This window comes from Sandaracinaceae bacterium (genome assembly GCA_016706685.1).
GTDB lineage: Bacteria > Myxococcota_A > Polyangia > Polyangiales > Houyiibacteriaceae > JADJJE01.
The window spans coordinates 1-22,951 of sequence record JADJJE010000057.1 but is presented as its reverse complement, the minus strand read 5'-3'; the positions used below and the strand labels follow the sequence as shown (position 1 = coordinate 22,951).

The window sequence follows — 22,951 nt, the reverse complement described above, 5'->3', positions numbered from 1 at the left end:
CTACGCCTCGCTCGGCAGGCTCTGACGCAGCAGGCGCAGGGCGGTCCCCGGGATGGGCTCTTCGGCCCAGCCAGGCTCCACCGCGCCGTCCGCCTCCACGCGCGGCAGCGGGAGCGCCTGCATGGCCTGGTTCATGGCCACTGCGCGTCCGTCTGCGCCCAGGACCACCACTGGCGTGCTCTCGCGGTCCAGCAACAGCACCAGCAGGCGGCGGACATCCGTGGCCTCGCGCCGTCCCTCGGCCGTGGTGGTGCTGGCCGACTCCATCAGCCAGCGGTCGAGCACCACGTTGAGGTCGCGCGCCACGTCGCGCAGCTCGACAGGGGCCTCGGCGATGACACAGCGCGCCCGCATGTCGCCCGTGCGCAGACGGTGCAACGTGAGGCGCAGCAGCTCCACGGGGAGCTCGAGCCGCAGCCGCAGCCGCTGGTAGACCATGATCCCGAGCGCGAACGAGATGGCGCCGAGCACGGCGGCCGCCCACGCGCCAGCCTGCCCGAGCCGGCGCGCGCGCAGGTCGCTGCGCACCATGGACTGGCGGTTGACCTCGGCGAGGCCCTCTAGCGCCACGATCACCGCGTGGCGCGCGGGCAGCTCACCCCGCAGGGCAGCGGCGCGGTGCCGGCGGATCTCGGCGATGAACGGGCGCTCGCCCTCCTCGGTGACGTTCTCGCGCGCCCGCTGGAAGGCGTCATCGAAGCGCGCGACGCGCACGGGGTCGGTGTGTGCCTCGGGGTCCGCGAGCACGGCCAGCATCTCTTGCACCGCCTGGCTGCTGAAGACGTTGTCCTCGAGGATGCGCTCGATGGCCGGGCCCATGCGCGTGAGGAGCACGATGGCCAGCGCCGAGAGCAGCACCTGGAGCAAGAGGATGGACCCGATGCCGACGCTGGCTTCGTGGCGGATGCGCACGTCAGCTGCGCTCCGTGAGCTGGCGCGCGGCCGCCTCGGTGCTCACCAGCATGAGGACGTCTCCCTCCGCCAGCGGGATGCTGGGGTCGGGGATGGTGGCCGACACGACACTGTCCGTTACGCGCCGCACCGCCGAGACGGTCACCCCGAAGCGCTTGGGCAGCGCCAGCTCCGCCAGCGTGCGGCCCCAGAACGACTCGGGCGCGATCACCTCGGTGAGCACCAGCTCGCCGCCCAGGGGCATGACGTTGACCACGTTGCGCCACGCCAGCCGGACCGCCAGGCGCTCGCCGTAGCTGCGCTCGGGGTTGATGACCTCGTGCGCGCCCACCAGGGAGAGGATGCGCGCGTGCAGGTCGTCCGTGGCGCGGGCCACGATGTGTCGGGCTCCCAGCTGCTTCAGCAGCGCCGTGACGATGATGCTGCCCTCACGGTTGTCATCGCCGATGGCGCACACGCACGTGTCGCGGCGGGCGGGGTCGAGAGCCGCCAGCGCCTCCTCGTCCATGGCGTCCATGAGCACCGCGTCGGCCACGTGCGGCGCGATGTCGTGGATGTGCGCCGCGTTCACGTCCACCGCCAGCACCTCGCCGCCGTTCTCGGCGAGCGCTCGCGCGAGCGCCATGCCGAACTGTCCGAGACCGATCACCATCGTTTGTTTGGGCATAGGAACTCCACCCGTCAGCCGACGGGCACACTCTCCTCGGGATAGACGCGACCGGTGTGGTCGGCCGAGGCCGCCGCGAGAAAGACGAAGAGCGTGAGCGGACCCACGCGGCCCGCGAACATGCACGCCATGATGATGGCCTTGCCGAGGTCGTCCAAGAGCGCCGTGGCGCCCACGCTGAGCCCCACCGTGGCGAGCGCGCTGACCACCTCGAAGACCGCTGCGTCGAGCGGGATGTCCTGCGTGATCTGGACGGCGGCGAGACCCACACAGCTCGCGAAGACCCCCAGCGTGGTCACGGCGGTGGCCCGCATGAGCGTCACGGTGGGCAGCGTGCGCCCGAAGACCTCGATGCGCTCACGCCCACGCACCACGGCGAAGATGGCCAGCACCACGACCGCGAGCGTGGTGGTCTTGGCACCGCCCGCGGTGGACCCGGGGCTGCCGCCGACGAACATGACCAGCACCATGAGCGTGAGCGTGGCCGGGTGGATCTGCGTGAGGTCGATGGAGTTGAACCCGGCCGTGCGCAGCGTCACCGACTGGAAGAGCGCGTTCGACAGCTTGTCGACCACGCTCATGCCAGCCAGCGTGTTGTCCCACTCGAGCGCCGCCACCAGCACCCAGGGCGCCACGATGAGCAGCAGGGTGGTCACGAGCACCAGCCTGGCGTGAAGGGTGCGGCGCGCTGGCACCCGCCACGCCACCAGGGCGGCGAGCACGCTGGGCCCGAGACCGCCGGCCACGATGGTGGTGCCCACCACGCCCAGCGCGAACGGGCTGTTCGCATAGGGGATCAGGCTGTCGGTCTGGAGCGCGAAGCCCGCGTTGCAGAACGCCGAGATGGCCGTGAAGACGCCGCGCCAGAGTGCCTCGCCGAAGCTGTCTCCGTGGAAGAGGAAGCTCCCCGTGAGCAGCAGCGCAGCCACCGCTTCGGTGCCGAGGGTGACCAGCAGGATGGTGCGCAGCGCATCACGCAGGCCGGCGCGCCCGCTGGCGCCCACCAGGTCCACGGCGGCGCGCTCGTGAGACAGCGACATGCGGCGGCCGAGGAACACCACCGCCGCCGCGGAGAACACCATGATGCCGAGGCCGCCCACCTGGATGAGCGCCAGCACCACCACCTGCCCGAAGGGGGAGAACACGGTGGGCGTGTCCACCACCACCAGCCCGGTCACGCAGGTGGCGCTGACGGACGTGAAGGCGGCGTCCATCCACGACAGCGAGACGCCCCGCACGGAGGAGATGGGCAGCTCCAGCAGCAGTGTCCCGAAGGCGCAGATGGCGGCGAAGGACACCACCAACACGCGCGCCGGGTTGGTGACCACCACGTCGATGAGGTCTGGATCGCGCGCCACGGTGGACGCGGCGAAGCGGCGCAGCAGCACGTGGCGCGAGGCGAGCCCCAGGACCAGCAGCGGCGACAGGACGCCGAGCGCCACGTAGCCCGAGAGGGATGGGAAGGGCTGCCCGGACGCCTGCACCCATGCCACCACGATGAGCGGCGCGAGGGCCGCGAGGGCAGCCAATCCCAGCAGCGCCCACTGCGCGGGCCGGGCGGGCACACGGCGCCGCACCGCGAACACCACGGGCACCAGGAACAGCGCCGTGAGGGCGCCCACGCTCACCAGGGTGCCGGAGGCGAGCTGCAGCCACGCGTCCAGCCCGAACAGCGACGCGATCATGCCGGTGAGCTGGGCCTCGAGCTCCGGCGGATGCTGCAGACGACGATGGTCCGCGCGCCGCAGCTGCTCGGGCGGCCACACGTAGGCATAGAACGCGACGCCCGAGAGCATGAGCACCATGCCACGGCCGGGCTCGTCCGGGCGCGCCAGCAGCGTGGCTAGCAGGAACGCGCCAAAGGCCAGGGTGGCGAGCAAGCGCCAGATGCGGCTGCCCTCGCGGTGAAAGGTGGCGCTCACCAGGAGCACCAGCGAGATGCCCGCACCCGCGAAGACCCAGCTGGGCAGGAAGCGCTCTACCAATGCCTGCGCGGCCGCGCTGGGCACCACCGTCAACGCGGCCGGAGCGAGCGCCAGCCAGAGCGCCCGCATGCCCAACGTTCGACCACAGGTGTATGCCGTCACGGTGGGAGTGGATGTGCCAGCTCGCTCATGGGGGCGCAATCCCCTTGCCCGGACGGAGCAGCGCCCGAAGTGCCCAGGTGAGCCCCAACGCGAAGAGCAGCAGCCAAGCGCCGAAGTGCACCAGCACCCCGAGCACGACACGTGGCTCGTGTACCCCACCGGCGTTCTCGTGGCAGCGCATGGAGAGCGACCCCACCGGCTGGCCGTCGGGGAGGTACTCGGTCTGCCCCACGTGAGCCGCGAACTCGGCGTCGGCGCCACACATCACGCGGCCGACCCCCAGCATGGCGGGGGCGGCTGCGAACGAGACGGCGGTCGCCAACACCGCGAGCAGCAGCGACCCGATGACGACGAACGCAACCTTCTTGCGCATGGATGGAACGTGGCGCCCCGAGCGAGGCTCAGCGCTTCTTCAGCTCTTCGAGGATCTGCTTGTTCAGCTCGTACTGGCGGAACGCGAGGATGCTGCGCTCGAAGATGACGCGGCCCATGAGGACCCACATGAAGACCCACAGCGGGTAGGCCACGAACGACCCGCAGAAGATGGAGAACTGGGGGTCACTGCTGTAGCTGCCCGGCGTGTTGCTCGCGTAGTCGTAGTTGTAGCTCTCGTGGGTGAGCGCCTCGTACCACACGAAGAAGAGCCCGAAGATGGAGGGGACCAGCATGAAGAGCCAGAAGCCATAGAGGACCTTGAGCACGCGGGGCGAGACGAAGCTCTCGAAGGAGAAGTCGATGAGCGACTTGAGGAAGCCCTTGGCCTCCGCCTTCTTGGCGTCCATGTCGACATTGGCGAGCGGCCCACCACCACCACCGCCGCCACCACCACCACCACCCTGCGAGGGCGGCGGGAACTGCGGCTGCGGCGCAGGCTGCTGTGCGTAGCCTCCCTGCGGCGTGGCGAACCCGCCTTGCGGCTGCGCGGGCTGCTGTGCGAAGCCACCCTGCGGCTGCGTGGGCTGAGGCGGGAATTGACCGGGAGGCGGGAAGCCGCCCTGCGACGGAGGCTGGTTCATGTGGAGTCCCTTGAGGTCTCCGGCCGCACGACGCGACCCCCCGAGACCACCGACGACGCTACGTGAGGACGCTCCGAGGTGTCCAGCGAATCCGCGTTCAGGGAGCGTGGCGCCGCCGGAAGCGACGCACGTAGCCCACGCTCACCGCGATGAAGGACACGAGGCCCGCGGGCACGAGCCCCAGCAGGAACGCGAGCGAGAACATGATGAGCAGCCACGCGAGCGCGCCGAGCACGGCCGACGAGAAGGCGATGGCGCCGAGGTCGATGACCAGCAGCGGCAAGAGGACCACCAGCGCGACGGGCCCCACGTGAGCGATCCTGCCCATGTCCGCTACCAGCCAGTGGTGACCTCGGCCGGCGGCCACGCACGCGTCCAGCACGCCGGTGGCGGCGCTCGCGAGCGGGCCGCTCATGAGCCAGAAGGAGCACAGCAACGCCAGCGGGATGCTGAAGATGGGCACGAGCACCCACGGCCCCGAGAGCGTCCAGGCCGCACGGAAGGCGGCCACGATGGCAGCCACGGGGGCGCCCACCACCAGCGCGTAGAAGAGCGCGAAGAAGGGGAGCACCACGTAGACGCTCGTGTCGGTCGCCGGATCGTCCGCGAGGCCGCTGATCGCTGCATACGTGATGAAGAGGAAGACCAGCACGGCCACGACACCGAGCGTCTTCCAGAACGGCCGGAAGAACGCGGCCAGCACGAAGCGCAGCTCCGCCTTGAAGACGGCGAAGCCCTTCTTGGCGGCGTTCTTGCCGGCTTCCTGGGCGCGCTCGAGCGCGGGCTTCGGGTGCTCCATGGCGCGAGGATGCCATGCCGCGCAGCGACCTATGCCCGTGTCGGGTGCAGATTCCGTCTGGACCTCGAGCTACTCGCAGGGCCGACAGGGCTCGGTGACCTGCACCGCCGGCTCCATCTGGATCGGCAGCCGCGGGGCGGTGGGCAGGTAGGCCGCGAGCGCCCGCTCGCAGCGCGCGACCTCGGCCGGGCCACGGCCACCGTCGAAGAACGCATAGAGGACGCCGGTCCCTGGGAAGTGGCCGAAGCGCGGGGGCGCCCCCGGAGTGGCGCGTCGCAGCTCGTCGGCCTGGTGCAGCACGAACATGTCCACCCCGCTCGGGGAGGTGTTGATCGGCAGCGCCCGCAGGTCGAGGCCGAGGTGGACCACCACGCACTCCCGTGACGCGCTCGGGTCCGCCGGCGGCGCCGGTTCGGGGGTGCCCGTGGGCGTCGACTCGGGCCGGAGGGCCGCGTGGGAGTCGGGGGTGGGCGGCGTCGGCTCGGGCGTGGGCTCGGCCTCCGGGGCCGTTTCGGACTCGGGGGTGGGTGTCGGCTCCGCTTCCGTGGCTTGTGGGTCGGCTCGGGTGGTGTCGCTGGCGTCCGTCGTGGAGGAACCGCACCCCGCCCACAGCCCCGCGAGCACGCACGCAAACGGTCGCAAGTCCATGGCTGCAGTCTGCCATGGGAATGTCCCCGGCCCACGCGTGTTAGCGGCCTCGGCGGGGCGGACTGGCCTCGCGGAACGCCCTCCGGCCCTGATTTGGCCGGGGTTCTTGACTCACGGGGTCCTCGGACTACCATCCGCGCGCCCGAACCTATCGTTTTCTCGACGGAAGATACGCTTCATATGAGTGACCTGATGATCGAGGCCCAAGAGCTGCACAAGCTCTACGGGCCGATGACCGCCCTCCAGAAGGCAAGCTTCAAGGTGCACCGCGGCGAAGTCGTCGGCCTGCTCGGCCCCAACGGCGCCGGCAAGAGCACCACCATGAAGATCCTCACCTGCTACATCTCGCCCACCAGCGGGACGGCCACGGTGAACGGCTGCGACGTCTTCGACGACCCGGTCGGGGCGCGCCGCGCCATCGGCTACCTGCCGGAGAGCACGCCGCTCTACTACGAGATGATGGTGCTCGAGTACCTCGAGTTCATGGCCGCCATGCGCGGCTTCAAGGGCGTGGAGGGCCGCAAGCGCATCAAGACCGCGGTGGAGCAGACCTCGCTCGGCGACGTGCTGGGCAAGGAGATCCGCGCGCTCTCGAAGGGCTTCAAGCAGCGCGTGGGCCTGGCGCAGGCGCTGGTGCACGACCCCCCGCTGCTGGTGCTCGACGAGCCCATGAGCGGCCTCGACCCCAACCAGGCCTCCGAGATCCGCGACCTCATCAAGGAGATCGGCGAGAAGCGCACGGTCATCCTGAGCACGCACAACCTCGCGGAGGTGCAGGTCACGTGTGACCGCGTGCTCATCATCTCGGGCGGCCGCATCGTGGCGGACGACAAGCCCGAAGAGCTCATGGAGCGCGCCGGCAAGGCCAAGTACGTGGCCACCATTCAGGGCAGCTCGGACGGCTCGGCGGCGGCGCAGAAGGCCTTCGAGAAGATCAAGGGCGCGGCCACCGTGCGCGCGCGCACCGGCGAAGAGGCCGGCGAGCTGGTGTTCGAGATCCTGCCCGAGGGCGACAAGGACCTCCGTGCCGACATCTTCAAGGCCGCCGTGGCCGCCGACCTGGTGCTGCTCGGGCTAGAGCATCAGGGCGAGAACCTGGAAGACATCTTCCGCGACCTGACCCGCGTGGGAGAGGCGTGACATGCAGAACATCCTGACCATCGCGGGGCGTCAGTTCCGCAGCTATTGGAACGGCCCGACGGCCTACATCGTGCTCTCGCTGGTGCTCGGCGCCCTCGGCTGGTTCTTCTGGAGCACGTTCTTCCTCTATGACCAGGCCAGCGTGCGCCAGATGTTCGACTGGGTCGGCATCCTGAGCGCCTTCGCTGCGCCCGCACTGGCCATGGGCCTCCTGGCGGACGAGAAGCGCCAGGGCACCATCGAGCTGCTCATCACGCTGCCCGTGCGCGACCACGAAGTGGTCCTCGGCAAGTTCCTGGGCGTCATGGGCCTCTACGGCGTGCTCGCGCTGCTGACCATCCCGTACCCCATCGCGGTGGCGCAGTTCGGCCCCCTCGAGGCGGGCCCGGTGGTCACCGGCTACCTCGGCATGTTGCTGCAGGGCGGCGCCATGCTGGCCATCGGCCTCATGGCCAGCAGCTTCACCGAGAACCAGGTCGTGGCGTTCTTCGTGGCGCTCACGCTCACCATGTTCTTCTTCCTGGTCGACAAGATGCTGGTGCTCCTGCCCAGCGAGCTCGCGGGCTCCCTCGAGTGGTTCAGCTTCGGCTACCACTTCGGGCCCATGACGCGCGGAGTCATCGACCTGCGCAACGTCGTCTTCTTCCTCTCTGTGACCGCCCTGTGCCTCGGCGTCACCTTCCGCTCCCTCGAGAGCCGGCGCTGGAGCTGATTCCATGACCACCAACAAGCGCAAACGGGCGGCCAGCGAGTCGCTCGTCTTCCTCCTCATCGGGGCCGGCATCCTGCTCGCCCTCAACCTGCTCGGCCTGTTCACCTCCTACGGTCGCTTCGACGCCACGCGCAACAGGCTCTTCAGCCTGGCGCCCAGCAGCGAGCGCCTCATGGAGGACCTCGACGAGGACATGCAGATCACGGCGTACTTCAGCAGTGACCTGCCGCCGCAGTTCGCCTCCACGGAGCGCGAGGTGCGTGACCTGCTCGAAGAGTACGCGCAGGCCAGCGACGGCCGCCTCAGCGTGCGGTTCGTGGACCCGGGCGACGACGAAGAGCTGAAGTCCCAGGCGGAAGAGGACGGCATCGAGGCCGTCCAGCACCAGCTCATCGAGGCCGGCGCGCGCAGCACGCGCATGGGCTTCCGCGGCCTGGTCATCAAGTACATGGGCGACTCGCGCACCATCCCGGTCATCGCCGGCAGCGACGGCCTCGAGTACGAGCTGACCATGCGCATCAAGGACCTGGTGGGCGAGAAGCGCGTGGTCGGCATCCTGGCCGGTCACGGCGCCGCCACCCTGGCGGAAGACCTGGCGCCGCTCAGCCAGATGCTCACCAACTACGAGCTGCGCGAGGTGAGCGCGGCGCAGCCCATCGACAACGACGAGATCTCGGCCGTGCTGCTGGTCTCGCCGTCCGAAGCCATCCCCGAGGCCGAGCTGCAGAACCTGAACACCTACGTCATGAACGGCGGGGCGCTCGGCATCATCGGCGGCTCCATCAACCTGAACCTCGAGCAGCCGCCCCCCAGCGCGGCGCCCGTGGACACCGGCCTGAACGCGCTCCTCGAGCGCTGGGGCGTGCGCCTCGAGCAGAACCTCGTCGCGGACCCGCAGTGCGAGATGCTGCCCATGGGCGGCATGGCCGTGCCGTACCCCTTCTTCCCGCGCGCGGTGCTGGACGCCGAGCAGCAGGAGCACCCGGCCGTCTTCGGGCTGGCCACCGTGACCATGCCCTTCAGCGCGTCGGTGAGCGTGCTGGAAGACGCCCCCGCCGGCGTGCGCGTGCTGCCGCTCATCTCGTCCTCCGAGGGCGCGTGGGTGGTCAACGACGCGAGCATCATGCTCCAGCCGCGTGACCCGACCGAGTGGCAGCGCACGGGCCGCGTGGGCACGCGCGCCATGGCCGTGGCCATCGAGGGCACGTTGCCCAGCGCCTTCCCGGGCGGCGAAGGCCCCGCGCAGGCCGCGACGGACGTGCGTGTGATGGTCATCGGTGCCGGCGCGCTCTTCCTCCAGGCGGGGCAGGGCCAGATGACCGACACGCTGGCCTTTGCGCTCAACTCGGTGGACTGGCTCGCGGCCGAGGACGACCTCATCGCGATCCGCACCAAGAGCGTCGCGGAGCCTGGTCTCGACCAGCCCGCCGCCTTGCGCGACGCCGAGCAGCGCGCCGAAGCGGCGAGCGAAGCGCGTGACCGTGACGAGTTCGCCGAGGCTCTCGAAGAGCGCCAGGCGGCGGAGGACGCGTACAAGCGCTCGCAGCAGATCACGCAGTGGGCGCTCACGCTCGGGCTGCCCCTCTTGCTCGCGCTCTTCGGGGTGATCCGCTGGCGCCAGCGCATCGCCAAGAAGAACAACATCAAGCTCTGAGAGAGACCGGACGATGCAGAACAAGAAGCTCCTCATCGCGGGCGGCGTCCTCGTCACCCTGGTTGCCCTCGTGGCCTTCATGGCCAACCGCCGCGCCACCACGGACGCTGGCTCGAGCGAAGCCCCCGAAACGGCCACGCTGCCGGACCTCGACGGCAGCGCCATCACCTCGCTCACCATCGCGCGCCCCGACTCCGCTCCCATTACGCTCACGCGTGAGGGCGAGACGTGGCGCATCACCACGCCCATCGAGGCCGAGGCCGACGAGAACGTGGTGCGCGCCGCCATCGAGAAGCTCGACGAGCTCGAGGCCGGTGAGGTCGTGGCCCGCAACGCGACCAACCACGCGCGCCTCGAAGTGGACGACGAGCAGGGCCTGCGCGTGACCGTGCGCGCCGGCGACGCCGAGGTGGCCGACCTGATCTTCGGCGCCACGCGCGGCGGCAACACCATGGTCCGCGTGGCTGGCCAAGACGTGGTGGTCGCCGCCGAGGGCTCCATGCGCTTCGCGTTCGACCGCGAGCTCAGCGCCTTCCGCAACAAGCGCATCGTGGACGTCACGCCCGAGCGCGTGGTGGGCCTGAGCTACCAGGTGGGCGAGCGCACGCTGGCCTTCGCGCGCACCGAAGAGTGGGCGCTCACCGCGGGTGAGCCCATCGAGCGCTTCGGCGCCCAGCGCGTGCAGGCCGTGGCCGCCACGCTCGCGCGCATGCGCGCCACCGACTTCGCCGCCGCCGAGGTGACCGAAGCCGACGCGGGGCTCACCGCCCCCGAGGCCGTGGTCACGCTGTCCATCGGGCCCGAGCCCGTGGAGCCCAGCGACGCGGCGCCGGACGCGGGTGTGGCCGAGGTGGCCGACGGTGGCACCGCTGCTCCGGCGGCTGCTCCTGCCGCAGCGCCCACCATCGTCGAGACGATCGTCATCGAGCTCGGCGGCGCGGCCCCCGGCGACGGTCAGATCTACGTGCGCGTGCGCGGGCTGCCCACCATCTACACCATCTCGCGCTACACCTCGGACCGCCTGCGCGGCGAGGCCTCGCTCTTCCAGGAGCCCGAGCCGGGCGCCGCGCCGGAAGAGGGCGCCGAGGACCCCGCGGGCCTGGGCATCCCGGGCCACGAGGGCATGGGCGCGCCGGGCGGTCAGCAGATCCCCGAGGAGCTCATGCGCCAGATCCAGGAGCAGATGCGCCAGCAGGGCATGGGCCAGTAGGCCACGCGCTCCCACGGAGCACGGCTCCGGTCCAAACGAGAAAGCCCCAGCCAGATGGCCGGGGCTTTTCTCATGGTGGCGCGGTCACCCGCGCGCAACATGGCTCCCACTCCCAACCGTTGGCGCCAGCGGTGGAGTCGCTGCGCAGAGACCCCTTCGCGCGCCGCGAACTCCGTCATCTGCGGAGGGGATACAGGAGAGCGGCATCGGGCGCGGACCGCAGGGATGTCAGGGCGTGGTACCACGCGGATCGGGCCAGGTTCCTCGCTCTTGCCGTCGCCACAGTTCTCTGCGGCAGCCCCGGAACGGGCCGGGCAGCGTGGAGTCCGAGCTGGCAAAGTCGTAGAACTCCGCGCTGTACTGGAGCGGCCCGAGGCCGTCGGGATAGGCACACGAACGAACCAGGTCGGGCAGTTCACCGCTGGGGCACCCCACGAACCCGGGGACGTTGAACGCGCTAGTCCAGTAGACCACCCGCCCCTGCCCCAGGGCTGAGTCCCAGAGGAGGCACATCGTGGCCCCGGGTAGGTCGCCGCTTCCCGAATAGTGCACCTCGGCATAGGTGTGCACCGCCATCGAACTCGAACGTGGCGCTACCGCGCCACTCGTGGGTCAAAGCAGAGCCGCCGGGTCGGCCCGGCCCCGCGGGAGCGCAATGACGGGGACACTCAAGAGCACTTCCCACTTCCATCCGCATGTCATGGACACCTCCGCGACCAGCAGCCCATTGATGTCGGCGACCTGCTCAGCCACTCTACTCACCTTCATCAGGAGGTTCTGCATCATGCGCACGTTTCCGTCATTCCGCGTTTCACGTTCGCGCCTCGCTACGGCCGTCGTCGGCTTTGGCGTCGCCGCCACGATCGCCTGCGGAGACGCGTCTCCCCAAATGGAAGACGCCGCCACGATGCTGGATGACGCGGCCACCATCCTGCGCGACATGCAGACAGACGCCAATGCTCAGCCCGTGCCTCTCGAACCAATGGTGCTGGACTGCGACCTCAGCTACCAACTGGTACAGACCACGAACCCGGGGGAGGTGAACCAGTTCGTTAGCACTCGGTCGGGAGCCTATGACCAAGTGGTGGTGGAAGACCCCACCCGCTGGGTTGTGGAGCACTGTGGGCGCATGCAGGTGACCACTGGCAGTACTGCCGCACGGTGTGGCGACGCGAACGTGACCTGCACGGGCTCGTTGGCGCCGACACCCGACTGCGAACTCAGCCTCCCGAGCTACACCGGCACCACGATCCAAGTGACGTGCGGCACTGTTTCGCGTGGGCAGATCGGCGACAACGATACGACGACGACAGTCACCTATCAGTCGGTGCGGCTCGTGCCGCGCTGAGGGCACGACAACGCCAGCCTGAGCGGGCTACGACGGAGTTTGGATGATGCGAACGACGACATGGATGTTGTGGGCCAGCTTGCTCTCCGCAACGGGGTGCAGCTCTGGACTCTCGGTGCCGTACGACGAGATCTACGTGTCGTGTGTCACCGACGAGGACTGCCCCCGCGAAGCCTCGGAGTGCCGGACGCACCGCTTCTACACGTTCCCAAGCCGCACCGAGGTGGAGGAGTACCGCCAGTGCTCGCGCGCGTGTAGGCCAGGAAGAAACTGTCCCGATGGAACCGTCTCCGAGCTCGAGGGGGCACGTACCATCGTGGTGGATGGATTTTGTCTAGCAACCGACGAAGCTGGCGTGTTCGACCGCTCGGTGGAGTTCAGTGACGGCTACTGCATTGCCCGCCAGAACGTCAGACGCCCGGATCTCCCTCGCTGCCCGACGCGCGGGACGGCCGTCACAGAAGTATTCATCGGCACGGAGTTCGCGTCGTTCTGCCTGCCCGCCCTTGCGATGTCGACCCCCGACGCGGGTCCGTGAGGGGCGACCTGTGCTGACTGGAGCTGACCCGCGTTCGTGGACGGCGTTCTGACGCTGCGCCCCTAGATGGGATGAAGCGCTGACGGTCCTCGCGGGTGGCACACTGAAGGCTGCGACCCAGAGCCGCGAAGAAGCTGGTGGAGCACCAGAGCCGCAACTCCACCAACTCGAACCTGCCGCCGTCGAGCGATGGCCCGGGCGGCGCCTCGCCGAAGGCCACCAAGAAGGGCCACAAGCGCCGCGGCCAGCCGGGGCACAAGGGGTCCCACCGCGCGCATCACTCGTCGTCGTCGTCGCCGGCTTCCCAGCCCATGCCGCCGCGCCACTTGTTGTTGGGGCGGCGCTCTTCTTCGCGCTCGGTGCGACGAGGAGGAGGACGCACCTCTTCGCGCTTCTTCAGCGCGGGCTTCTCGCGGCGCTTGCGGCTGGGCTGATCGGGGTCTTCACCGGCCGCCCCGGGCTCCGCCGGAGGGCCCTGGAAGGGGCGCGGGGGCGCGCCTGCGTCGGGCGGGCGTCGGGGGAAACCACCACCGCCACCACCGCCGCCCTGGTAGCCGCCACCACCGCCGCCGCCGGAGCTGTAGCCGCCGCCACCTTGGTAGCCGCCGCCACCGCCGCCGCCTTGGTAGCCGCCGCCACCGCCGCCGCCTTGGTAGCCACCGCCGCCACCGCCGCCTTGGTAGCCACCGCCACCGCCGCCGCCTTGGTAGCCACCGCCACCACCGCCGCCTTGGTAGCCACCGCCACCACCGCCGCCTTGGTAGCCGCCCGGTCCGCCGGGGCCTCGCGGCCGATCGCCACCGTACGGCGGGCGACCACCGTCACCTCCTGGCCGTGGGCCACGCGGTGGGCCACCCGGGCCCGCGCCGCGTGGGCGCTCCACCGCCTCGGTGACCGTCACGCGCCGCCCATCGAGATCTCGCTCGTGGTTCGCCGCGATGATCGCCGCCAGGTCTTCGCCGTCGCCGAGGTCGACGAAGGCGAAGCCGCGCGACCTTCCGGTCTCGCGGTCTAGTACGACAGTGGCTTTTCTGACCTCGTGCCCTTTGGCCTCGAAGTGCGCCCTGAGTGAATCGTCTGTCGTCGAGTACGCCAGGTTCCCGACGAAGATTCTCTTGCCCACGAACAGTGTCTCCTACCGATGCTTACTTGCTTGCGAACGATTTCGCGCGATCAACCTAGCTGATTCTACGTGTGGATCGGACCCTACGACAAGCCGGCGTTGCGCTCAATCACCGCGATCAAGCGCGCGCCATAGGCTTCGATGCGCGCCGGGCCCATCCCGTGCACCCCCGAGAGGCCGCCCTCCGTGGTGGGCCGGTGCACCGCGAGGCCCAGCAGCGTGCGGTCGTGGCACACCACGTACGGGGGCACGGCACGCTCGCGGGCAAGCGCCAAACGCTCCTCGCGCAGCGCCATGAAGAGGCGCCGGGAGCCGTCGTCGAGCGCCTCGATGTCCACCGCGTTCTGGCTCTTGCTGCTGGCGGACGCGGTGTCCCGAGGCCCGGCGCGCTTGCCCCCCGAGCGGCGCCCCGCGTGCGCCGGAGGCAGCAATACGTCGGCCGGCAGCTCGCCTTTCATCACGCTCACGCCGCGCGCGGTCAGGATCAGCAGCGGGTACTCGTCGCTCGTCAGGTCCGCCAGCGCCGCCGTCACCAGGCGCCGCAAGAGCGCCACCGCCCACTCCACGCCTTCGTTGCGCAAGAGCCCGAACGTGGACAGCTGCTCGAAGCCCCAGCGCTTGCTCTTGGCGTTGCTCTTGCCCGCCAGCATCTCGGCCACGCTGCGCAGGCCCACCTGGCCGCGCGCGCGCGCGATTCCGCTGAGAGCCTGACGCACCACCAGCTGCGCGGCCGGGTCGCTGCGCGCGCCGTCGCCGCTCGTGCTCTCGCGCCCCTCGAGCGCGCTGCACACGTCGCAGTGGCCGCAGCCGCCCAGCGTCTCTTGGTCGTCGCCGAAGTAGCGCAAGATGAAGTCGTGGCGGCAGCTGCCGGCCTCCACGTAGCGCATCAGGTCCAGAAACAAGTCCCACTGCCGCGCCGCCAGCTCGCCGCCCGAGCCGCGCATGTCGATCAGCCGCTTGCGCAGGCCCATGTCGCTGGCGCTGGCCAGCAGCACGCCCTCGGCCGGCGCGCCGTCGCGCCCCGCGCGGCCCACCTCTTGGTAGTAGGCCTCGATGGAGCCGGGCGCCTGGAGGTGCACCACCACGCGGATGTCGGCGCGGTCGATGCCCATGCCGAACGCGTTGGTGGCGGCCACCACGTGCAGCTCCCCACTCGCGAAGCGCGCGTTCACGCTGGCCCGGTCTTCGGGGCTCATGCCCGCGTGATAGACGCCCGCGCGAAAGCCCGCTGCCAGCAGCGACTCGCCCACGGCCTCGGCGTTCTTGCGCGTGGCCGCGTATACGATGGCGCCGCCCTTCGGCTCGCTGGCGCTGCCCAGCACCTCCAGCAAGATGGCCACGGCTGCGTCGCGGCGCGCCTTCTGGCCGTCGATCTCTTCGCACGAGAGGTGCAGGTTGGGGCGCGCGAAGCCACGCAGCACCACCGCGGTGTCCCGTGTGGTCAGCCCGAGGCGCGCCAGGATCTCGTCGCGCACCACGGGCGTGGCCGTGGCCGTGCAGGCCAGCACGTGTGGCGGGTCGAGCGCGCGCAGCACCTCCCCCAGGCGCAGGTACTCGGGCCGGAAGTCGTGCCCCCACTGCGAAATACAGTGCGCCTCGTCGATGGCGATGAGCGGCGGCCGCAGCGCGCGCACCATCTCGAAGGTGTAGCGGTTGCTCAGCCGCTCGGGGGCCACGTAGACCAGGTCGAATTCTCCACGGGCCACGGCGGCTTCGCGCGCCTTGAGCTCCTCGAAGTCCAGCGTGGACGCCAGGAAGGTGGCCCGCACGCCGCGCGCCGTGAGGGCCCGAACCTGGTCCTCCATGAGCGCAATTAGCGGCGACACCACCAGCGTGGTGCCCGTGAGCTCCGTGGCCGGGTACTGGTAGCAGAGCGACTTGCCGCCCCCGGTGGGCGCCACCACCAGCACGCGCTTGGGCCCGGTCAGCAGCGCGTCGATGGCCTCGCGCTGCCAGGGGTGGAAGCTGCTGAGGCCGAAGCGCTGCTGGAGCCGCTGTTCGCTGGCCGACACGCTCACGCTACCTCCGCCTCACGCGGCCCACACGCGGCGGCGGCGCAGCAACATCCCGAGCGAGGCCACCGTGGCGAGCCACGCGGGCCAGTCGCCCACCGTCTCGTAGAGCGTGGCCTGGTCCATGCGGGGAACGCGAGCGTGCAGCTGCTCGCCCGTGAACAGCCCGCCGTGCGTCACCACGCGGCCGGCCGGGTCGATGAAGGCGCTGACGCCGCTGTTGGTGGAGCGCACCAGCGCGCGGTGGTGTTCGGCCGCCCGGAAGCGCGCCATGGCCAAGTGGATGTGCGGCTCCTGGCTCTTCCCGAACCACGCGTCGTTGGTGATGTTCACCAGCAGGTGCGGCTGCCCTGCGGCCACCGCCTGCCGCGTGAAGCCCGGCAGCACGTCCTCGTAGCAGATGAGCGTGGTGATGCGCGTGTCCCCCGAGGAGCCCGGGAGCACCAGCGGGCGCGTGTGCGTGCCCGGTGACAGGCGCCCCGTGCGCGGCGACAGCTCGTACAGCTGCGGGAACGTCTCGCCGAGCGGCAGGTACTCCCCGAAGGCCAGCAGGTACGTCTTGTCGTACGTGCCCAGCAGCTGCGCCTGCGCGTCGATCAGGTAGGCCGTGTTGAAGAAGCCCATCTGGCCGTCTTGGTCCATGTCCCGCCGCAGGCCGCCGAAGAGCAGCGGCGTGGTGAGATCGCGCAGCACGCGCTCGAGGTTGGCGTTGGGCGGCAGCGTCCACAGGTAGGCGGACTCGGGCCACACCAAGAGGTCGAGCGGGTGCCCGGCGGCGCGCTGGGAGGCCTCGAGCGACCGCGACCCCTCGAGGTGCAGGCGATGCCCCCGCTGCGGGTAGAGGTGCTTCTCGAACACGCCCATGGCCGCCTGCACGATGCCCACGTGCAGCGTCTCGGCCCGCGCCGCGCGCGCGTCCACCTCTTGCGCGCGCCAGGCGCCGTAGCCGAGGCCCAGCAGCAGGAGCGCCAAGGAAGCGAGCAGCGGCCGCGCTGCGTGCACGGTGAGCGACTGCCCCGCGAGGCGGCTGCGCACCAGCGGGTAGAGCGCCGCTTGGATCAAGAGCGGAAGCGCACCCACCACGCCCGGGCCGCCGAGGTCCGCCAGCTGCAGCAGCCAGGTCTGGTCGAAGAACGCATATCCGAAGTGGCTCGGGAAGAGCGTGGGGAACCACTGCTCGAGACACAAGATGAAGGCCACCGCCGCGAGCGCCACCGGGTAGCCGTGGTGGCGCGCGCGCCGCAGGCAGAGCGCCAACACCAGCTGCAACAGCGCCAGGTAGGCCCAGAAGAACGACGCCAGGAACGACGCGATGCCGATGTTGAAGCCGCTGAAGACCTCCAGCATCTTGGCCATCCAGTGGTAGCCGCCCAGGTAGGCCACGAAGCCGTGCGTGAAGCCCACCGCCGCCGCGCGCCGCTTGGTGACCACGCTCGGGTGCTCGAGCGCGAAATACAGCGGCAGGAAGCACACGAACGCCAGCGGCCAGAGGCCGAAGCCGCAGAAGGACAGGAAGTGCAGCGTGCCCGAGAGCGCCGCCAGCGCGAAGGGCAGCCAGGCACGGGTGGGGCTCGGGGACGCGCCGTCGGTAGGCGGTGGTGTGGGCTCGGCCATGCGGTGCGCTCGCAGAGGCTACAGGCGGAGCAGCTTGCGCACCTTGCTCAGCAGCTCTTCGTGCTTGAACGGCTTGGTGACGTAGTGCTTGGCCCCGGCGTTGATGCCGCCCACGACGTCCATGGCGCCGCTCTTGGCGGTGAGCATGATGATGGGCACCTTGGCCAGGCGCTCGTCCGCACGCATGGCCTTGGCGAGGCCCATGCCGTCGAGGCGCGGCATCATCATGTCGGTGATGACCAGGTCCGGCGGCTTCTTGCTGGCCTGCAGGATCTCGAGGGCTTGCTGACCGTCGGTAGCCGTCTGCACGCGCGCAATGGGCTCCAGCAGCTTCACCACGAGTGTGAGGACAGCGGGTTCGTCTTCCACGCAGAGGACGCGCGGCTTGTCGGGTGGGGGGGGCGGTGGCTGAGCCATCTCGGGCGCAAGCTAGCAGATTCAGGGACGGATGCCGCCACGCTCGCTGCCCAGCGCTTCCACGACGCTCTCGTGGACGATGCGCACTAGCCCTTCGAGCGCGGCAGGGTCGATATTCAGTGGCGGAATCGCGTAGATGGTGTCGCCCAGGGGGCGCAGCTGAGCGCCGCGGGCGCGCGCGGCGTCGTGCACCGCCCAGCCCAGACGGCCCAGGTAGCCGCCTTCGCCCAAGTCGGCAGCGGCCACCATGCCCAGCGCCCGGGTTCGCCGCACGCCGGGGATGGCGGCCAGCGCTGCGAAGCCCGCCGCCAGCTGTGCCGCCAGCGGTTGGCTGTTCTCGAGGATGGCCTCCTCGCGGTAGATGGCCAGCACCTCGCGCGCCACCGCCGCGCCCAGCGGGTTGCCATAGAACGTGTGGCCGTGCATCAGCGCGCGCGTCTTGTCGCCGCGGAAGCCGTCGAACACGCGCTCGGTGGCCAGCGTGGCCGAGAAGGGCAGCGCTCCACCCGACAGCCCCTTGGCGGTGCAGAGCAGGTCCGGTGAGATACCCGCGCGCGTGCTGGCCCACAGGGTCCCGGTGCGTCCGAGGCCGGTGAAGACCTCGTCGCAGATCAGGAACGTGTCCACCTCGCGCGTCACCTCGCGCAGCCGTCGCAGGTGCCGCTCGGGGTAGGTGCGCATGCCCGCGGCGCCCTGGATCAACGGCTCCACGATGACCGCCGCGATCTCGTCGGCGTCAGCCCGCAGCGTGTGCTCGAGCGCGCTGAAGAGCGCGTCCCAGCCGGCCTCGTCGTCCGCGTGCGCAGGCTCGGGCAGCCCCTCCGCGGCCGCGCGCCCCCCCGGAAACAGCGGCGCGAACAGCCCGTTGAACGCCCCCACGTTGCCCACCGCCATGGCCCCGATGGTGTCGCCGTGATAGCCGCCCGGCAGCGCCAGGAAGCGCGTGCGCCCCGGCCGGCCGTTCTGCTGCCAGTATTGGAACGCCATCTTGAGCGCCACCTCCACCGAGGTGCTGCCGTTGTCGCTGTAGAACACGCGCGTGAGCCCGGGCGGCGCGATGTCCACGAGCTCCTGCGCCAGCAGCACCGCCGAAGGGTGCACGGTGCCCGCCATCGAGCAGTGCAAGAGATCGTGCGCCTGCCGGGTCAGCGCCTCACGCAAGCGAGGGTGCCCGTGGCCCAGATTGTTGCACCACCACGCGCCGCTCCCGTCCAGGTATCGCGTCCCGTCCGCCGCGTAGAGGTACGGCCCCTCGGCGCGCTCGATGAAGAGCGGGGTCTTGGTTTCGTGGTCCTCGCTCGACGTGTACGGCCGCCAGAGGTGCCGCCGGTCGATGGCCAGCAGGGCTTCGCGGGAGTCGATCGTCATGCCGTGCGGGGTATCAGGCGAGCGGGGGACCGGCAACGACACCGCGCGCGTGCATCACCAGATGGCGCGGATGACGCGTGAGCTGGCCTGCCAGAACGCGAGGTGATCGTCGCCGTAGACAGACAGCCACGCTGGGTCGCGCAGCAGGGCCATGGTGCCGGACCGCCGTCGCCCGTGTCGCCCGGAGTGAGACGGTCGCCGGCGATGGTGCGAATCATCCCATCGAGACCGATCACCCGGACGCGGTCGTAGATGTACTCCGCGATGACGATCTCGCCGGTCGAGAGCATCTCCACGGACTCCGCGTCGCCGAGCACGGCGCTGACCGCGGGGATGTTCTCGGGCGACGCGTCGTTGCCCATGGCTCCGGCGAGGTGGGTGAGCTCGCCGGCCGTGGTCACCCGCAGGATGCACTCGCGGGTACCCGCGGGCGTCGTGCAATCGGTGGCCAGCAGCACCGCGTCGCTCTCGCCGGGAATGGCGCCCACGTCACCGAGGTAGCCACCGATGGCGAGCGCAGGCGTCCCGGTCCCCACCACCAGGATCGTGGCGATCCGGCCCGCGGTGTCGATGTAGCGCATGGACCGCGGCGTCGCGTTCGAGCCCACCGTGACGAAGAAGAGCACGCCGGTGTCGCTCACGGCCATGTAGCCCACTTCGAACGAGGTGGCGTTGACGGCCAGGCCGCCCTCTCCCGTGTTACTGCACGTTCCGGGGACGCCCATGTAGAGGTCCATCGCGTGGCTGAGCAGGTCCACCACGTAGATGGCGCAGCGCTGCGCGTAGTACAGCCGGTTGCGCGGGGCGTCGAGCGCCAGGGCCGCCGTACCCATGGGCCAGATGGCCACCGTGCGTGCGTCCGCGCTGGGGACGGCCGGCGTGAAGCCGAGCGTCCCGGTGCCCGCCACGGTCTCGACCACGCCATCGGGTTTGACTCGCAGGATGCGGTTGCCGGCCACGAAGTAGAGCGAGCCGTCAGGACCCCCGGTGGCGCTCGCCGAGGTGTTGTCGACGGCGGCCGTGTAGGTGGGCCCCGTGAGCCGCAGCACGTTGTTGCGCGGCCCATTGAACGCGCTGAAGATGGTGCCGGGGTCTGGCGCTACGGTGGTCATGGTGATGGGCAGGTCGGGGACCCCCAACGCCGTCGCGCGCACCACCTCGGTGCCCACGCGGTACGCCGCGCGCACGTTCATGAACACGGCCTCTCCCATGGCATCCGTCGTTGCCGTCATGGCAGGCGCCGTGATGCTGGTAGTCACCAGCGTGACCGCGCGACCCGCGAGCGGATTGTTGGCGCCGTCGCGCATGCGCACGCGCAGAGGCTGCGGGAAGACGGCGTGCACGGCAGCGGACTGCGACCCGCCCGAGAGCAGCTCGAGCGTTCCGCAGCCGCTCGAGCAGGTGGAGTCCGCGCAGTCCAAGCTCGTGTCGCAGTCGTCGTCCAGTCCGTTCGCGCAGAGCTCCGTGGCGCCGGGGCGCACCGCCATGCGTGAGTCGTCGCAGTCGGTGGCGTTCAACACCCAGCCGTTCATGGGCGCGCACAGCTGCATGGTCACCGTGGGGTCGCCAAAGGTGTCCACGTCGAAGTCGCGGTAGTAGGTGGTCCGCACCGTGGCCTCGTCCACGATCATGTCGCAGTCGTCGTCGAGGACGGCCACCCCGCTGCAGTCATCGGCGCGTCCGGGGTTGCGGTTCACGTTGGCGTTGTCGCAGTCACCGGGGAACGGCCCGTGTCCCACGGGGGCGCTGCACGCCATCACGCCCACGCCGGTGCCGTACGAGTCGTTGTCGCCGTCCGGGTAGAACGAGCGCAGCACCACGGCCTCGTCCACGTCCACGTCGCAGTCGTCGTCCACCATCAGCCGCGTGGTGCAGTCGTCTGGCCGGCCCGGATGAATGGCCACGTCGCCCTCGTTGCAGTCGCCCGGCGCCGTGACGTAGCCAATGGGCGTGCCGCACGAGATCATGGACGCCCCGTTGCCGTACCCATCGCCGTCCACGTCGCGGTAGACCGCCGTGAACGCGGCGGCTTCGTCGATCGCTCCGTCGCAGTCGTCATCCACGGACATCGGCCGCGAGCAGTCGTCCGGCGCGCCGGGGTTGCGCGTGGCGTTGTCGTCGTCGCAGTCGCCGGCCGTTCCCACGGTGCCGACGGGGCCCGTGCACGCCTGCACGGTAGGGCCCGCGCCAAAGCCGTCGTCGTCGCGGTCCTGGTAGAAGTTGAGCAGCGCGCGCGCCTCGTCGGTGGACGCGTCGCAGTCGTCGTCCACGCCAATCTGCGTGGCGCAGTCGTCGGGCACGCCGGGGTTGCGCAGGTAGCTCGTGTCGTCGCAGTCGCCGGGGACGGTGGCCGTGCCGGCGGGCTGGCTGCAGCCGCTCGACGCGCCGCCCGCGCCGTAGCCATCGCCATCGAGGTCGTCATAGAAGGTGCGCGGCACCAGCGTCTCGTCCACCTCACCGTCGCAGTCGTCGTCCACCAGCGTGAGGGCCGCGCAGTCGTCGAGCGCCGCGGGGTTCACCGCCGCGCGGGTGTCGTCGCAGTCGCCGTCCCGTGTGGCCGTCATGGTGGACTGCAGGCAGGAGCGAATGGGCGCCCCGGTGCCGTAGCCATCCCCGTCGAGGTCTTCGTAGATGGTGAGCGCCACGCCGCCCTCGTCCACGCGCGTGTCGCAGTCGTCATCGACGAACAGGCGCCCCGAGCACGAGTCCGAGGCGCCCGGGTGCGTGCCCGCGTCCGTGTCGTTGCAGTCGGTGTTGTCCAACGTGCGCCCCGGCTGCAGGTCGCAGCTCGTGAACGGCGTGCTGTTCGGGTCGCCGAAGCGGTCGCCGTCCATGTCCACGTACCAGGCCACAGGGATGGCGTCTTCGTCCACGCGCGTGTCGCAGTCGTTGTCCACGTCGTCGCAGATCTCGGCGCTGGTGGCCACGCTGATGAGCGCGTCCCTGTCGTTGCAGTCGGAGGTCGCCGCACCGCACAGCATGTCGGGCACGCCGTCGAGGTCGTCGTCTTCGGTGTCGCGGCCGCCCACCAGGTAGTCCGCGCGGCCGTTGCAGTCGTCATCCACGCCGTTGCACTGCTCGAGCGCCGTGGGCGACACGTCCACGTCGGCGTCGTTGCAGTCGCCCACGCGGATGGCGCGGTTCGCGGGCGGCACGCACGACTCCACCGAGGGCTGGCTGGCCGACACGGTGCCCCAGCCGTCGCTGTCCATGTCCACGTACCAGGGCACGGTGGTCACGTCTTCGTCCACCACGCCGTCGCAGTCGTTGTCGAGCAGGTCGCAGATCTCGGGCGCCGTGGGGCGCACGCTGGCGCGCGTGTCGTCGCAGTCGCCCACCGCAGCCGCGGCACCCGGCGTCCCCGGGCAGGCCAGGATCTCGCGCGCGGCGTCCGCCACGCCGTCGTGGTCGGCGTCCAGGTAGAGCCGCATGATCAGCCCCTCGTCCACGGCGCCGTTGCAGTCGTTGTCGAGGCCGTCGCACACCTCGGGCACGCCCGTGTTGGTGCTGCGCCGCGTGTCGTCGCAGTCCGGCCCGCAGTTGGCGCCGTTGCAGCACGCGCTCGACACCTGCAGGTCGCCGTCCACGTCGCGGTCCGACACGGTGGTCTCGTCGCAGTCCTCGTCGTGGCCCGCGGCGTCGCACACCTCGAGGTTGCCGGGGAAGCGCAGCGGGTCCGCGTCGTC

At 70.4% G+C, this 22,951-nt stretch carries 20 protein-coding genes; 6 read left to right on the top strand and 14 right to left on the bottom strand.

The annotated features are described in order from the left end of the window. From IPI43_33540 to IPI43_33510, 7 genes are all read right to left on the bottom strand, one after another. Positions 1-912, bottom strand: a complete 912-nt coding sequence (locus IPI43_33540; GenBank protein ID MBK7778986.1) for a hypothetical protein — start codon at positions 910-912, stop codon at positions 1-3. A 1-nt stretch (position 913) separates the two neighbouring features. Next, the gene (locus IPI43_33535) at positions 914-1,579 is read right to left on the bottom strand and encodes a TrkA family potassium uptake protein (protein ID MBK7778985.1); all 666 of its coding nucleotides are present in this window, start codon (positions 1,577-1,579) and stop codon (positions 914-916) included. 14 nt (positions 1,580-1,593) lie between these two features. Then, positions 1,594-3,666 (bottom strand): hypothetical protein, encoded by a 2,073-nt coding sequence (locus IPI43_33530; protein ID MBK7778984.1) that lies wholly within the window; start codon positions 3,664-3,666, stop codon positions 1,594-1,596. Positions 3,667-3,691: 25 nt separating this feature from the next. Further along, complete coding sequence (locus tag IPI43_33525; protein MBK7778983.1) at positions 3,692-4,039, bottom strand: hypothetical protein; 348 nt, start codon at positions 4,037-4,039, stop codon at positions 3,692-3,694. Between the two features lie 28 nt (positions 4,040-4,067). Next, positions 4,068-4,682 carry a DUF4282 domain-containing protein gene (locus tag IPI43_33520; GenBank protein MBK7778982.1) on the bottom strand — a complete coding sequence of 205 codons (615 nt, stop codon included), beginning with the start codon at positions 4,680-4,682 and terminating at the stop codon, positions 4,068-4,070. 97 nt (positions 4,683-4,779) lie between these two features. Then, positions 4,780-5,481, bottom strand: coding sequence for a hypothetical protein (locus tag IPI43_33515; protein MBK7778981.1), 702 nt, complete (start codon positions 5,479-5,481; stop codon positions 4,780-4,782). Between the two features lie 69 nt (positions 5,482-5,550). Continuing rightward, complete coding sequence (locus tag IPI43_33510; protein ID MBK7778980.1) at positions 5,551-6,129, bottom strand: hypothetical protein; 579 nt, start codon at positions 6,127-6,129, stop codon at positions 5,551-5,553. A gap of 192 nt (positions 6,130-6,321) precedes the next feature. Between IPI43_33510 and IPI43_33505 the strand changes: the two genes are divergently transcribed. From IPI43_33505 to IPI43_33490, 4 genes are read left to right on the top strand one after another with little or no spacing between them, the layout of a single operon-like run. Continuing rightward, positions 6,322-7,269, top strand: coding sequence for an ATP-binding cassette domain-containing protein (locus tag IPI43_33505; GenBank protein ID MBK7778979.1), 948 nt, complete (start codon positions 6,322-6,324; stop codon positions 7,267-7,269). A 1-nt stretch (position 7,270) separates the two neighbouring features. After that, complete coding sequence (locus IPI43_33500) at positions 7,271-7,981, top strand: ABC transporter permease subunit (protein MBK7778978.1); 711 nt, start codon at positions 7,271-7,273, stop codon at positions 7,979-7,981. Between the two features lie 4 nt (positions 7,982-7,985). Then, the gene (locus IPI43_33495; GenBank protein MBK7778977.1) at positions 7,986-9,635 is read left to right on the top strand and encodes a GldG family protein; all 1,650 of its coding nucleotides are present in this window, start codon (positions 7,986-7,988) and stop codon (positions 9,633-9,635) included. A gap of 13 nt (positions 9,636-9,648) precedes the next feature. Next, positions 9,649-10,845, top strand: a complete 1,197-nt coding sequence (locus tag IPI43_33490) for a DUF4340 domain-containing protein (protein ID MBK7778976.1) — start codon at positions 9,649-9,651, stop codon at positions 10,843-10,845. A gap of 228 nt (positions 10,846-11,073) precedes the next feature. Here IPI43_33490 and IPI43_33485 read toward each other — a convergent pair whose 3' ends face one another. Continuing rightward, entirely contained in the window at positions 11,074-11,421 is a 348-nt protein-coding gene (locus IPI43_33485) for a hypothetical protein (GenBank protein ID MBK7778975.1), read from the bottom strand. A 124-nt stretch (positions 11,422-11,545) separates the two neighbouring features. On the opposite strand from IPI43_33485, the gene IPI43_33480 reads away from it, so the two are divergent. Both IPI43_33480 and IPI43_33475 read left to right on the top strand, forming a co-directional pair. Beyond that, a complete protein-coding gene (locus IPI43_33480) occupies positions 11,546-12,193 on the top strand; it encodes a hypothetical protein (protein MBK7778974.1) in 648 nt (215 codons plus the stop codon). A 115-nt stretch (positions 12,194-12,308) separates the two neighbouring features. Then, the gene (locus tag IPI43_33475; protein ID MBK7778973.1) at positions 12,309-12,731 is read left to right on the top strand and encodes a hypothetical protein; all 423 of its coding nucleotides are present in this window, start codon (positions 12,309-12,311) and stop codon (positions 12,729-12,731) included. Positions 12,732-13,008: 277 nt separating this feature from the next. Here IPI43_33475 and IPI43_33470 read toward each other — a convergent pair whose 3' ends face one another. The 6 genes from IPI43_33470 to IPI43_33445 all read right to left on the bottom strand — a co-directional run. Further along, on the bottom strand, positions 13,009-13,854 hold the full coding sequence (locus IPI43_33470) for an RNA-binding protein (protein MBK7778972.1): 846 nt from the start codon (positions 13,852-13,854) through the stop codon (positions 13,009-13,011). A gap of 83 nt (positions 13,855-13,937) precedes the next feature. After that, positions 13,938-15,872, bottom strand: coding sequence for an ATP-dependent DNA helicase RecQ (locus IPI43_33465; protein MBK7778971.1), 1,935 nt, complete (start codon positions 15,870-15,872; stop codon positions 13,938-13,940). Positions 15,873-15,884: 12 nt separating this feature from the next. Next, positions 15,885-17,480 (bottom strand): apolipoprotein N-acyltransferase, encoded by a 1,596-nt coding sequence (gene lnt, locus IPI43_33460; GenBank protein ID MBK7778970.1) that lies wholly within the window; start codon positions 17,478-17,480, stop codon positions 15,885-15,887. Positions 17,481-17,498: 18 nt separating this feature from the next. Further along, positions 17,499-17,897 carry a response regulator gene (locus IPI43_33455; protein ID MBK7778969.1) on the bottom strand — a complete coding sequence of 133 codons (399 nt, stop codon included), beginning with the start codon at positions 17,895-17,897 and terminating at the stop codon, positions 17,499-17,501. Positions 17,898-17,918: 21 nt separating this feature from the next. After that, positions 17,919-19,265 (bottom strand): adenosylmethionine--8-amino-7-oxononanoate transaminase, encoded by a 1,347-nt coding sequence (gene bioA / locus IPI43_33450; protein ID MBK7778968.1) that lies wholly within the window; start codon positions 19,263-19,265, stop codon positions 17,919-17,921. After that, the coding region (locus IPI43_33445; GenBank protein ID MBK7778967.1) for a hypothetical protein at positions 19,262-22,951 on the bottom strand (3,690 nt) is incomplete at its 5' end. The genes bioA and IPI43_33445, both read right to left, overlap by 4 nt.

Bases quoted from the DNA above. Each gene is read 5' to 3' on its own strand.
- bioA (MBK7778968.1), bottom strand. From the start codon at position 19,265: ATGACGATCGACTCCCGCGAAGCCCTGCTGGCCATCGACCGGCGGCAC.
- IPI43_33510 (MBK7778980.1), bottom strand. From the start codon at position 6,129: ATGGACTTGCGACCGTTTGCGTGCGTGCTCGCGGGGCTGTGGGCGGGG.
- IPI43_33535 (MBK7778985.1), bottom strand. From the start codon at position 1,579: ATGCCCAAACAAACGATGGTGATCGGTCTCGGACAGTTCGGCATGGCG.
- IPI43_33485 (MBK7778975.1), bottom strand. From the start codon at position 11,421: ATGGCGGTGCACACCTATGCCGAGGTGCACTATTCGGGAAGCGGCGAC.
- IPI43_33525 (MBK7778983.1), bottom strand. From the start codon at position 4,039: ATGCGCAAGAAGGTTGCGTTCGTCGTCATCGGGTCGCTGCTGCTCGCG.
- IPI43_33495 (MBK7778977.1), top strand. From the start codon at position 7,986: ATGACCACCAACAAGCGCAAACGGGCGGCCAGCGAGTCGCTCGTCTTC.
- IPI43_33515 (MBK7778981.1), bottom strand. From the start codon at position 5,481: ATGGAGCACCCGAAGCCCGCGCTCGAGCGCGCCCAGGAAGCCGGCAAG.
- IPI43_33500 (MBK7778978.1), top strand. From the start codon at position 7,271: ATGCAGAACATCCTGACCATCGCGGGGCGTCAGTTCCGCAGCTATTGG.
- IPI43_33480 (MBK7778974.1), top strand. From the start codon at position 11,546: ATGGACACCTCCGCGACCAGCAGCCCATTGATGTCGGCGACCTGCTCA.
- IPI43_33520 (MBK7778982.1), bottom strand. From the start codon at position 4,682: ATGAACCAGCCTCCGTCGCAGGGCGGCTTCCCGCCTCCCGGTCAATTC.
- IPI43_33455 (MBK7778969.1), bottom strand. From the start codon at position 17,897: ATGGCTCAGCCACCGCCCCCCCCACCCGACAAGCCGCGCGTCCTCTGC.
- lnt (MBK7778970.1), bottom strand. From the start codon at position 17,480: ATGGCCGAGCCCACACCACCGCCTACCGACGGCGCGTCCCCGAGCCCC.
- IPI43_33505 (MBK7778979.1), top strand. From the start codon at position 6,322: ATGATCGAGGCCCAAGAGCTGCACAAGCTCTACGGGCCGATGACCGCC.
- IPI43_33490 (MBK7778976.1), top strand. From the start codon at position 9,649: ATGCAGAACAAGAAGCTCCTCATCGCGGGCGGCGTCCTCGTCACCCTG.